Consider the following 12,469-nt stretch of genomic DNA (forward strand, 5'->3'; position numbering starts at 1 on the left):
TATTCAATCTGTCACATCTAAACGAAATAATATTCCTAGAAAATCACTGGATTATCGAACACCTTTGGAAGTATTTTTGAGTTACGTAAGTATTGATGATTTGTCTAACTTAATTTGACAATTAAGATCAATATAACAATTATTATATTAATCAGTTCTTCTCTCTATTTCCTCCTTCATTATTGCCACTAAAATGGTAAGATAATAAGGTATGTATTTAATGAAAAAGGAGCTTATAAAATGGGCGCAGAATTGAATCAACGTTTATTTAGTGCAGCAGATAATCTTCGTAGCAAAATGGACGCCTCCGAATATAAAAACTATCTATTAGGATTAATCTTCTATAAATACCTTTCCGATAAATTACTACAGCAAGTTGTATTATTAGCAGATGAATCGCTAGAAAAATATGACTCGGTAGAAAAACAAACGCAGCTTTTTAAAGAACTATTGTCAGATGAAGAGTCACGCGAAGACTTAGTGGCTACAATTGTTGATACTTTGGGTTATGACATTGAACCGCCATTTTTATTCAATGTTTTATCAGAACAAGCGAAACAAAATATTTTCCAATTAAATGATTTAAATAGAGCCTTTGCGGAATTGTCCGCAAAATATGAACAGTTTAATGGCTTGTTTGATGATGTGGATTTACAGTCAAAAAAATTAGGGTCAGATGACCAACAACGAAACGTTACAATCACCGAAGTATTAAAGAAATTAAACGATGTCGATGTCCTCGGACATGATGGCGATGTGATTGGTGATGCGTATGAATTTTTGATCAGTCAATTTGCTTCAGAAGCACGGAAAAAAGCGGGTGAATTTTATACACCAAGTATGGTCTCAGATATGATGGCGCAAATCGTGGCGTTAGACCAAAAAGATAAAAGATTATTTAGTGTTTTTGACCCTACGATGGGCTCAGGTTCACTAATGTTGAATGTGAGAAAATACTTAACTTATCCAGAAAATGTGAAATATCATGGGCAAGAATTAAATACCACAACATTTAATTTAGCCAAAATGAATTTGATTCTTCATGGTGTGGATTCAGAAGATATGAATTTGCGTAATGGCGATACGTTAAATAAAGACTGGCCAACCGATGAACCCTATACCTTTGATGCTGTCGTGATGAACCCACCGTATTCGGCAAAATGGTCGGCAGATGCTTCATTTTTGGATGATTCACGGTTTAACCGTTATGGGAAATTAGCCCCTAAATCAAAAGCTGATTTTGCGTTTCTTTTACATGGTTTTTATCACTTAAAAGAAACTGGAACAATGGCCATCGTTTTACCCCATGGAGTTTTATTCCGCGGGGCGGCAGAAGGAGCTATTCGTCAAAAATTATTAGAAGATGGCAGTATCTATGCTGTGATCGGCATGCCAGCGAATTTGTTCTTTGGTACATCAATTCCAACAACGGTAATTATTTTGAAGAAAAATCGGACTACTCGCGATGTGCTATTTATCGATGCTAGCAGTGACTTTGTTAAAGAAAAAAATCAAAATAAGCTAGTCAAAGAAAACATTGATAAAATCGTATCTGCTTATATTGACCGAAAGGCTAGTGAAAAATACGCTCATCTAGCTAGTTTTGATGAAATCAAAGAAAATGACTACAACTTAAATATCCCTCGTTACGTGGATACCTTTGAAGAAGAAGAACCAATTGATATGGTAAGTGTGGGTAAAGAAATCAAAGCCATTCGTGAAGAAAAACAAGTTTTAGAAAAAAGTCTGTATGAGACAATCGCAACCCTACAAACAACACCAGAAAATGAAGCTTGGTTAAAAGGTGCATTAGAGGTGTTTGAACATGGAGAATAAACAACCAGAAATCCGTTTTCCAGGATTTACTGATGATTGGGAAGAGCGTAAGTTAAAAGAACTCGGGGATATACAGACAGGCAATACACCTCCAACTAGCGATTCGGATAATTATTCTCTGGACGGTGTGCTATGGGTTACTCCAACAGATATCAAATCGCTTGTTATATCTAATACTGCAAAAAAACTTTCACAGGTCGGTGTCGCCAAAGCAAGAATTGCTAAAGCCGGGTCGATACTAGTAACTAGTATCGCAAGTATTGGGAAAAACACATTGTTAAGAATGGATGCTGGATTTAATCAACAAATCAATTCACTTACTCCAACTTCTGAAAATGATTCATATTTTCTGTTGACACAATCAGAAAAGTGGTCTGAAAAGATGAAGCAAACTGCAGCATCAGCAACCATGCAGATAGTGAATAAAACAGATTTTTCAAATATCTCTACCTATGTTCCTGTACACAAAGAAGAACAAGAAAAAATAGGTTCGTTCTTCAAACAACTAGATAACACTATCGCTCTTCATCAGCGTGAGTTAGAGTTATTGCAAGCAACTAAAAAAGCATTTTTACAAAAATTATTTGTTTAGGAGGTGTCTTGATGCAAATTGCACATCGTGAGGAAGCTGAAGTCGAACGTCAATTAATTCACGTCTTAGGAGAAGGGCATAATCAATGGACGTATCGATCGGACCTAAAATCAGAAGCGGATCTTTGGCAAAATCTACGCCAAAAAATTACACAAAATAATTTATCTGAGTTAGGGGAACATCCCTTAACAGATCGAGAATTTGATAAAATTAAAACCGAATTGCTTTTACGCACTCAGACACCTTTTGACGCGGCAAAATGGTTAAAAGGTGAAAATGGCATCGCGCGAATTACGATTGAGCGTGATGATGCACAGCTAGGATCGATTTCGCCAATTATTTATTCCAATCAAGATATTGGTGGTGGCCTTTCTAGTTATGAAGTCGTGAATCAGATTGCTAAAAAATCTAGTAGTGACGAGCAAAGAGATCGTCGCTTTGATGTCACGTTATTAATTAATGGCTTACCGATTGTTCAAATTGAATTAAAACAGACAACAGCGAAAGACGGTGTCTTTCAAGCCTTTAATCAAATTAAAAAGTACGCTGAAGAAGGGATCTTCCGCAATAATATTTTTTCTACCTTGCAATTATTTGTCGTATCGAATGAACAAACCACGCGCTATTTTGCTAATGCGATGCCTAAAGATATGGACCGGAAATTTTTATTTAGTTGGCGGACACGTGACAATAAAAAAGTTGAAAATCTATATGAGTTTTGTAAACAGGTATTAAACATTCCAGAAGCTCATCGTCTGATCGCTAACTACACAATTGTTAGTGAAGATCAAGACAATAAAGTTTTGATGGTCTTACATCCTTATCAAATTCATGCGATTGAAGCCTTATTTACGGCAGCCAATAAGCATCAATCTGGTTACGTTTGGCACGCGACTGGTTCTGGAAAAACCTTAACCAGTTTTGTCTCTACCAAATTATTAGCTCGAAAATCGGGCATTGATCGGACAATCATGTTAGTCGATCGTAAAGACTTAGACAGTCAAACCACCAATGAGTTTACTAAATTTGCGTCAGAATTTAATACTGGAATTTCTTCAGGGGATGCGAAATCGAATAGTTTAATCGTAGGGACAGGAAGTGCGAAAGAATTAGGAGAAACGTTATTAGCTGATGCCAATGCAAATGTGATTATTGTGACTACACGTCAAAAATTAGATGCCGCATTGAAGTATGCCAAGAAACAAGAAGAAAAAAGTGGAACTAATCGCTATCAAAAACTGATGGGACAACACATCATCTTTGTCGTTGATGAATGTCACCGTGCTTTGAGTCCTGAAAATATGGAAGAAATCAAAGGCTTTTTTCCAAATTCTACCTGGTTTGGTTTTACCGGCACCCCGATTTTTGAAGTCAATAAAAAACAAGCAAAAGGCAAGTTAGCTCGGACGACTCAAGATCAATACGGGGATAATTTGCATACCTATACAATTAAAAATGCTTTAGAAGATAAATCAGTTTTAGGGTTTCAAGTTGAGCATGAGAATACGATTGAGCCTACATCTTTAGATAATTTAATCCATCATAAATTGCGGGAAGTAGAAAAATATGCTAGTAATTCACCAGAACAATTAAATTTAGTGGTAGATAATATGGATGCACTAAAAAAAGAAGCGTATCTAGATCCCGCTATTTATGAAAACGATGAACACATTCAAAAAGTAATTCATAAAATTTTCCGTCCTAATAATGCCTATACAAAATTTGATTTTCGCAATGGACGACCTACAAAATCAGCTATTTTAACAACTAGCTCCATTCAAATGGCCAAAAAATATTATCATGCCATTAAAGAAATGACTCAGTCAGATGATTGGCTAGCCGAAGCATTTCCGAATCAACCTGTTCGTGAAGGTCGGACAATGGATGACCCTGATTTTCCACGAATTGCGATTACCTATTCTCTAGATGAAAATACCGATAATGCCACTCAACAGCAAGACGAAATGCAAAAAATTATTGCAGAATACAACGCTTACTATGGTACAGCGTGGAATTTAGCGGAGATTGATCGTTATAACGGGGATATCAATAACCGTTTGGCAAGAAAAAAAGCCGAGTTCAAGCAATTCGGCCGTCAAGTCGATCTAGTAATTGTTGTGGATCGATTGTTAACTGGTTTTGATGCGCCTACGATTCAAACGTTATTTGTCGATCGTAATTTAGAATATGCAGGCTTGATCCAAGCTTTTTCTCGTACTAATCGAACCTACCCTGAAAAGAATAAAGGATTGATTGTTACTTTTAGAAAGCCAAATACGATGGAACAAAATGTCGCCAATGCAACAAAGCTATATTCAGAATCGAATGAAGAATCTGGCTTGATTTATCCAACCTATGATGAATCGAAAAAACGTTTTAAAAAAGCTGTCCGAAAATTACAGGAGTTTACAATTGTACCGGGTTTAAGTGAGGATACACCCTTAGAGACGCGAGTGGATTATGTCAAAGCATTTCAAGAGTTAAATAATTCCTATGAAGCCTTAGTAACCTACGATGAATACAATGAGGATATTAGTGCATCTGGTGCACTAAAAAATCAAGTCGCTCTGTTAGAAGACCAAGTTGGTATTTACCAAACGGTTAAAGGGTCATTGGTAGAAGAAGCAACTGAAGGAGAAAAAGGAACTGATTTTTCTTCGATTGAATTTTATAGTGACAATTCCATTAAACTATACGATATTGATTCGTCCTATATTGATCAATTGTTAGGTACCTATGCCGCAAATAGCTCCGATGTTCGGGATGAAATCGAAAAAGCATTAAACAAATTAAATAAAACAGAGTGTGTAAAAGACGTTTATCGAGCTATTTTAAATGCATTTGATACTGAGGAAATCAATGAAAATGAAGATATCTTCGTCATCAAACGATTCTATTTTACTCAGACGATTAATCAGATAATTGAACAATTTTCAACTGAATGGTCCGTATCGGAAAGTGAACTCCAATCATCCAGAGTTCAATATATCGTGGGCGAAGATCCAATTCCCAACATTAAAGGTATTATTGAAAGTAAAAACTTCGAAACCTATAAAGTGACTCATCCAGAAGCCAAACCATTTAAATATCCACAAGCAATGAAACGCGCTTGGCGAATCGTGTTAGATGAAGAATTATTGCCATTAGAAGATGAGTTGAGGTAAGTTGATCAAAAAGGATAACCTAGTTAGGTTGTCCTTTTTTTTGATCTTTATAGATCAATTAAATGATCTCTATAGTCTAATTTTGGCTAATTCCGATAAAATAGTTCATACTATTGATCGTTTTAGATAATCGTGATATATTCTATTCAAGTTAAAGAAAGCGATAACATCACTGCTATAAAGGAGTTTTTAGATGGAAATTACTGATTTGATGATGAACGATTTAGTTATTTTTGATGAAACAATTCGTTCGAAAAATGAGCTGTTTGAACGATTAGCTAATGAGCTTGAACGAACTAAACGTGTAACTAAAGCTAAAAAAATTATGAAAGATCTATATAAACGTGAAAAAGAAACATCTACAGGAATTGAAGATGGCTTTGGAATCCCACATGCTAAAAGTAAGCATGTATTAGAACCAACGGTTTGTTTTATTCATACGGAAAAGCTCTCAGATTACTTAGGATTAGATGGTCAGCCAATTGAATGTTCGTTTGCTATTTTAGTTCCAAGTAAATCTTCAGATATTCACTTAGATATCTTAAGTTCATTATCTAGAAAACTAATGAATGAAGGCTTTAGAAAGGAATTAAAAGCGGCAAGAAGTGGAGAAGAGGTTTTATCTATTATCAACAAGGAGGAGTCTTAAATGAAAATCATCGGAGTTACTGCTTGTCCTACAGGGATAGCTCACACGTATATGTCTGCTGAAAAATTAGAAGTAACCGCAAAAAAATTAGGCCATAGCGCAAAATTCGAAACTCAAGGTGTTAAAACAGAATCGGAATTAACTCAAGAAGAAATTAATCAAGCAGATGCAATTATTTTAGCTGTAGATAAAGAAATTGATTTAAGTCGTTTTTCGGGAAAGAACATCAAAAAAGTTTCTACAAGTCGAGCAATTAAAGAACCTGAAATTATTATTGAAGAAGCATTAAATAATGTAGGAACTGTCAAAGTATCAAGTACCGAAAATACCAAGAATACCGAAAAAAAAGCCGGTATTTATAACCATTTTATGAATGGTGTAAATTACATGCTACCATTCGTAATCGCTGGTGGAATTATTATTGCTTTAAGTTTTGCCTTTGGTATTCATGCATCTGATCCAGAATCTCCAGATTATAACGCATTAGCTGGAGCTCTTTCAACTATTGGTGGCGGAACGGCATTCGCTATGATGGTACCAGCTCTTGGGGCAGGGATCGCTAGTTCTATTGCTGGAAAAGCTGGCTTTGCGCCAGGGATTGTTGCCGGATTACTAGCAGCAAATGGCGGATCGGGATTCTTAGGAGGAATGATTGGTGGGCTATTAGCAGGTTATTTAACGGATATCCTTGCCAATAAAATAAATATTAAAAAAGAACTAGCATCCATTTATCAACTAATTGTTGTTCCGCTAATTTCTATTTTAATTATCGGTCTAGCAATGGTTTTCCTAATCGATAAACCAATTGCATGGGTATTAGACGCACTAACGAGCTGGTTAAATAGCTTAGGAAATACTTCAGGTTTACTATTTGGTTTACTGATCGGTGTTATGATGGCTGCCGATATGGGTGGTCCAATTAATAAATCAATTTCAACTTTTTCAATTGGTTTAATGTCAGCAGGAGTAAATGCGCCAATTGCTGCATGTATGGCAGCTGGCATGACACCGCCATTAGGGTTAGCATTAGCTACAATCTTATTTAAAAAGAAATTTACAAAAGAAGAACGAACATCTGGACAATCATGTTGGATTTTGGGGGCTTCATATATTACAGAAGGCGCAATTCCTTTTGCAGTCGCTGATCCAGTAAGAGTTATCCCAAGTTTGATGTTAGGTTCAGCAACAGCTGCTGGCATTTCGATGGCTGCAGGTGTCACATCGATGGCGCCCCATGGCGGTATTTGGGTAATGTTAATTCCAAATGTTATGAATAACCTACCAATGTATTTATTAGCAATCGTTGCTGGTACGGTAGTTACTGCTTTATCGGTTGGCTTATTAAAAAAACCAGTGAATGAAGTAGAAGTTGAAACACAAACAGAAAATAAAAAAAAATTAATTAATGAGGTGGAAGTATAATGTTATATACTATGAAGGATCTTTTGAAAGTTGCGAAAGAAAATAAATTTGCGGTTCCCGCATTTAATATTTGTTCTTATGATATGTTAAAAGCGATTATGGAAGAAGTAGAGGAACAAAATGCTCCAGTTATTTTAGAAATTCACCCAGATGAGATTGCTTACTTAAACGATGAGTTCGTTGCTTCAGTTAGAGAATATGCCCATAACAGTAAAGTTCCAGTTGTTATTCATATGGATCACGGTGGAACGATCAAAGATGTTATGAGAGCAGTTAGAAATGGTTATACTTCAGTGATGATTGATGCATCTGTTCAATCCTACGAAGACAATTTAGCGATCACTAAAGAAGTAGTTGAGCTTGCCCATAATGTTAATGTTTCAGTTGAAGCTGAGCTTGGAACAATTGGCAATAACGGTTCAGCAGAGGGTGGTTCAGCAAATATTATTTACACTGATCCAGATCAAGCAGAAGACTTTGTTAAAGAAACAGGAATTGATACCTTAGCTGTAGCTATTGGAACAGCTCACGGCCTATACCCAAAAGATTTAACTCCTAAATTGAATATTGAATTGTTAAAAGAATTAAATCAGCGAATTGATATTCCGTTTGTTCTACATGGCGGATCGGGCAATCCTGATACTGAAGTTAGCGAAGCCGTAAAATATGGCGTCGCAAAGGTTAATTTAAGTTCTGATTTAAAGAGCGTATTCTTTGATGCTTTACGTGAAATTCTAGCAGATGATCCTTCTATGTTTGAACCAAATGCTGTTTATCCAAAAGCGAACGATAAAGTAAAAGAAGTCGTGAAACATAAATTAGGCGTACTAAATACGATTGGAAAAGCTGAGCTGTATTAATTAGTAATAATAAGTAGATAGCTCTTTCTTCAGTGAAAGGGCTATCTTTTTTGGTATAATTAGTTAAAATCAAGAATTTAAATGTGTAGGAGGGCTGGAGTATGCTTAATGCCGTAGAGGACCGTCAACAGCAAATAGTTAATTATTTAAAAATCAATCAATTCGCCAATGTTACTGATCTAATTAGTTTAGTGAATTATAGTGAAGCAACAATCAAAAGAGATTTGGTATATTTAGAACAAACAGGTTTGATCCGTCGAACACGCGGCGGTGCGATGATCGTCGATAACCAAAAAATAGATGTTCCTTATTTAATGAAATTTACCCATCTAGATGAAGAAAATAATAAACAGTACATAGCGGATGTGGCACAAACATTAATTAGAGATGATATGGTAATTTTTTTAGATTCTAGTACTACTAGTTTACATTTAGTAAAAAACTTGAGTAAATTTGATGGCTTGCAAATTATTACGAATGGCGTTTTAACTGCGGCTATGTTAAGTGAATTTACGAATGCCAGTGTTTCGATTCTTGGAGGAACAATTGTCCCAAAAAGAGCAACTATTAATGGCTCAAAAGCGTATGATGATTCACTTAGCTATTATGCAGACCTCGCGATTATTGGTTGTAGAGGTTGGGACTTCGAGCATGGTGTGACAGAAACTCATGAAGGTGAAGCCTTAATGAAAAAAGCATTTCGTAAGCAGTCGAATCATCTGGTCGTTTTAGCGACACAAGATAAATTAGAGCACAAGTATATTTATCAAAGTGTCGCTTGTCATGAAGTTGATTACCTAATTACAGATATCCCATTAGCCAAAGAACAACTCGATAAATTGAATAATCACCATATAAAATGTTTATATTAAGTGATAAATAAAAAACGCCCAACTTTTAGTTGAGCGTTTTTCTTATTCCGCGATCTCATATTTGAATACGCCATTATTTTCGTAGTTTTCGAGTTTTACTTCTGATAAGCGGCGTTCAAAGAAGCTTTTTTTCTGGCCGTCTTCGTCGTATTTATCAGGTAAGACAAGTGTTGGTTCGCTTGCAGGGATCGGTTTTGATAATTGTTCTTTTAAGTTATCGATGTGGCGATCGTAGACGTGGGCGTCATCGATCGTCCAGTGCATCGTGCCTAATGCTAGATCTAATTGATCCGCGATCAAACGGTGAAGCACGGCGTATTGATACGTATTGAATGGTTGTCCCAATGCCATATCAGCGGAGCGTTGTTTGACATGTAGATCTAACACGCCGTTATTGACTTTCCAATTGGTGGCCCAAACGCAAGGCTCTAACGTCATATCATCTAGATCATCGACATCCCATAGGCTGGTCATGATCCGACGTGAACCAGGATTGTTTTGTAATTGATGCAAGACGTATTCGACTTGATTGAGTTTTTCTTCATGGTCAGGAAGTTTGCGGCATTTTTTAGCTAATTGATACCCATAAGCTTTACCGATCGTATTTTGATCGTCGGCCCATTCGTTCCAGACTTTACATTTATGTTCTTGGAGCCAAGTCACATCGTTTGATAGTTCTTGCCAAATCCATTCCAACTCGACTAAAGGTGTTTTTTGGAAGACCCGTTTTGATTTTAAAATCGGGATGCCGTCTTCTGGTTTCAATTTAAAATTGACGCCTTGGATAAAACGCGTGGGGGCAGGGCTGCCGTCAGCGTATTTGGCCCGAACTAAAGCTGGATCTTGATCCGTCCCATTTTCTATGATATCCATGACGATGTCACGATAAATTTTATCAAAGCCAGTATATTTAGTCACAAGAAATCTCCTCTTTTTTGCTTTTTTTAGATTCTAACACATTCTGGGCTTGCTTGGATTAAAATATTCTCGTTTTGTTTCAATTTTTAAGCGGCAAGCGGATCTGAAAAACCACGCCTTGTGGTTGCCAGTCGCGCACGGTGAGTTTTCCTTTGTGTTGCGTGATGACTTGTTTGGCGATCGCAAGACCTAGACCATAGCCGCCAGTTTCTTTTGAACGCGATTGATCTTCGCGATAAAAACGTTCAAAGATATGTTTTTTGTCTTCATCGCTGATCGATGCGCCGCTGTTTTTGACTTCGATCAGCCAATGATCGTTTGAGATTTCAGATTGCAAAATGATTTTATCTTTGGCATCGGTATATTTCAAGGCATTATCTAATAGGATCACTAACACTTGATGGACTCGTTTTTCATCAACGGTGACGGTTTCGTTGGCAAAGTTTTCTAAGACAAATCGTTTGTCTTGCATCGCAGCGATTTCTTGGAAAGGTTGTGCCAACTGTTGGATAAATGGTTGTGGATCAAGGGCCTCTTTTTGTAATAATAATTGATTGGAGTCACTCCTAGCCAAAGTCAGCAAGTCATTAGTCAATCCGCTGAGTCGACGGGTCTCATTCAAGGCTTGAGCGATTGGCTCAGATTCTTCCATGATCGTATTTTCGGGTCGGGTGAACAGCTGTTGCAAGCTGTTCTGGATGATCGCCAGTGGTGTCCGCAATTCATGGGAGGCATTTTCAACGAATTCTTGTTGCTTGCGCCAAGAGCTCATGATCGGTCTCATATTCATTTTGGAAATATAAAAACTTAATCCGATCGATAAGAGCCAAAAGACGATCATACAAAGGATCAACGTCGTTTCGAAGGTCTTCATCGAATCAGCGATTTGATTGGTATTGGCTAAAAATTGAACATATGCGACCTCGCCGTCTTGCTCGTATTTAATCGTATACGAATGGAAGGCCAATTTTTGGCTTGCAGCCGTACTATTGTTCAAATCTAAGGACTGGATACTATTTAATTTGCTAGTATCTAATGAAAGATTGGCTAGCTCAGTGAAGCGGCCGCCTAACACTTCTTTGTTTAAGATTTTTCCCTCTTTCGACCATAAAATAATTTGTGTATTGAACCGATTATTACCGTTAGGCCCGTCGTTCGTTTGTAAGTCATCAGGGGTTTGCTGTTGCGACAAGAAAGGATTTCCTTCTTGGTAGCGGGTGATTTCCATTTCGATCAATCGCTCATTTTTAGCCATCTGACTAAGTGAAAGATCTGTTTGGCGATAGGCCGAGCTTTGTAGCAGCTGTAAAGTAATGAATCCTAAGAGTAGGAAGACCCCGGCAAAGGCTGCGACATTGATGAAGAAAAATTTCCAGCGTTGTTTTCTTGAGATTTCAGTATTCATAGCCTCAGTCCTTTTGTAAGATGTAACCGACATTGCGAAGAGTCTTGAAGCATTTATCGACTTCTGTTGGTTTCAAGTGTTTACGTAAATGGCTCATATAAACTTCGACTACCGTGATCGTCGTCTCCGAATCAAAGCCCCAGATGCGGTCAAAAATTTGTTCTTTGGTTAAGATCACACCTTTATTTTGGATGAAATAAACCAGCAGGTCGAATTCTTTCCCTTGGATCGGTAAGACCTGATCATCGGCAAGTACTTCTTTAGTTGCTAAGTTACAAGTTAATTGCTTATAGGCTAATTGATTTTCAGCAAATAAGCCGAGGGAACGTTTCAGCAACGCTTTGACCCGCATGATCAATTCTTCGCGGTAAAATGGTTTGGTCAAATAATCGTCAGCGCCTTTTTGGAAGCCAGTCACTTTATCTTCAAGACTATCTTTAGCCGTCAAGATTAGCACCGGTGTATGGATATTTTTGGCCCGTAAGTCTGCTAAGACTTCGTAACCATTTTTTTCAGGCAACATCAAATCTAATAAAATTAAATCATACATCCCGCTTTCTGCTTCAAACAAGCCTTCTGCTCCATCATACGCTTGGGTGATCTCACCCAGATCCGTTAAAATTTCTTTGATGTTATTTGATAAGGTTGCTTCGTCTTCTATTATAAGTAGCTTTATCATGGATAAGTCCTCCCAATCTAGTTTGCTCTTTCAGTGTACCATGCTTTCCTAAAACAACCTTAAAACTTTTTG

General features: G+C 37.1%; 10 protein-coding genes and 1 pseudogene. 8 read left to right on the forward strand and 3 right to left on the reverse strand.

What is annotated here, in order from left to right:
• From ACKTSC_RS03000 to ACKTSC_RS03035, 8 genes and pseudogenes are all read left to right on the forward strand, one after another.
• Positions 1-118, forward strand: a pseudogene (locus ACKTSC_RS03000) (IS30 family transposase); the annotation flags it as partial.
• 122 nt (positions 119-240) lie between these two features.
• Positions 241-1,836, forward strand: coding sequence for a type I restriction-modification system subunit M (locus ACKTSC_RS03005; RefSeq protein ID WP_407856781.1), 1,596 nt, complete (start codon positions 241-243; stop codon positions 1,834-1,836).
• On the forward strand, positions 1,826-2,428 hold the full coding sequence (locus ACKTSC_RS03010; RefSeq protein WP_407856782.1) for a restriction endonuclease subunit S: 603 nt from the start codon (positions 1,826-1,828) through the stop codon (positions 2,426-2,428). Before ACKTSC_RS03005 ends, ACKTSC_RS03010 begins: the two co-directional genes overlap by 11 nt.
• 11 nt (positions 2,429-2,439) lie before the next feature.
• Positions 2,440-5,592 carry a type I restriction endonuclease subunit R gene (locus ACKTSC_RS03015; protein WP_407856783.1) on the forward strand — a complete coding sequence of 1,051 codons (3,153 nt, stop codon included), beginning with the start codon at positions 2,440-2,442 and terminating at the stop codon, positions 5,590-5,592.
• A gap of 193 nt (positions 5,593-5,785) precedes the next feature.
• Positions 5,786-6,241 (forward strand): PTS sugar transporter subunit IIA, encoded by a 456-nt coding sequence (locus ACKTSC_RS03020; RefSeq protein ID WP_407856784.1) that lies wholly within the window; start codon positions 5,786-5,788, stop codon positions 6,239-6,241.
• Complete coding sequence (locus tag ACKTSC_RS03025; protein ID WP_332579818.1) at positions 6,242-7,663, forward strand: PTS fructose transporter subunit IIC; 1,422 nt, start codon at positions 6,242-6,244, stop codon at positions 7,661-7,663.
• Positions 7,663-8,523 (forward strand): ketose-bisphosphate aldolase, encoded by an 861-nt coding sequence (locus tag ACKTSC_RS03030; RefSeq protein ID WP_332579817.1) that lies wholly within the window; start codon positions 7,663-7,665, stop codon positions 8,521-8,523. Before ACKTSC_RS03025 ends, ACKTSC_RS03030 begins: the two co-directional genes overlap by 1 nt.
• 101 nt (positions 8,524-8,624) lie before the next feature.
• A complete protein-coding gene (locus tag ACKTSC_RS03035; protein ID WP_407856785.1) occupies positions 8,625-9,395 on the forward strand; it encodes a DeoR/GlpR family DNA-binding transcription regulator in 771 nt (256 codons plus the stop codon).
• A gap of 42 nt (positions 9,396-9,437) precedes the next feature.
• On the opposite strand, the gene thyA is transcribed toward ACKTSC_RS03035, so the two are convergent.
• The 3 genes from thyA to ACKTSC_RS03050 all read right to left on the reverse strand — a co-directional run bounded on the left by thyA (position 9,438) and on the right by ACKTSC_RS03050 (position 12,397).
• Positions 9,438-10,313, reverse strand: coding sequence for a thymidylate synthase (thyA, locus tag ACKTSC_RS03040; protein ID WP_407856786.1), 876 nt, complete (start codon positions 10,311-10,313; stop codon positions 9,438-9,440).
• A 79-nt stretch (positions 10,314-10,392) separates the two neighbouring features.
• Entirely contained in the window at positions 10,393-11,718 is a 1,326-nt protein-coding gene (locus ACKTSC_RS03045; RefSeq protein ID WP_407856787.1) for a sensor histidine kinase, read from the reverse strand.
• 4 nt (positions 11,719-11,722) lie between these two features.
• Positions 11,723-12,397, reverse strand: coding sequence for a response regulator transcription factor (locus tag ACKTSC_RS03050; protein ID WP_332653494.1), 675 nt, complete (start codon positions 12,395-12,397; stop codon positions 11,723-11,725).
• Between the last annotated feature and the right edge of the window lie 72 nt (positions 12,398-12,469).

The organism is Enterococcus hailinensis (genome assembly GCF_045862035.1).
GTDB classification, from domain to species: Bacteria; Bacillota; Bacilli; order Lactobacillales; family Enterococcaceae; genus Enterococcus_A; species Enterococcus_A hailinensis.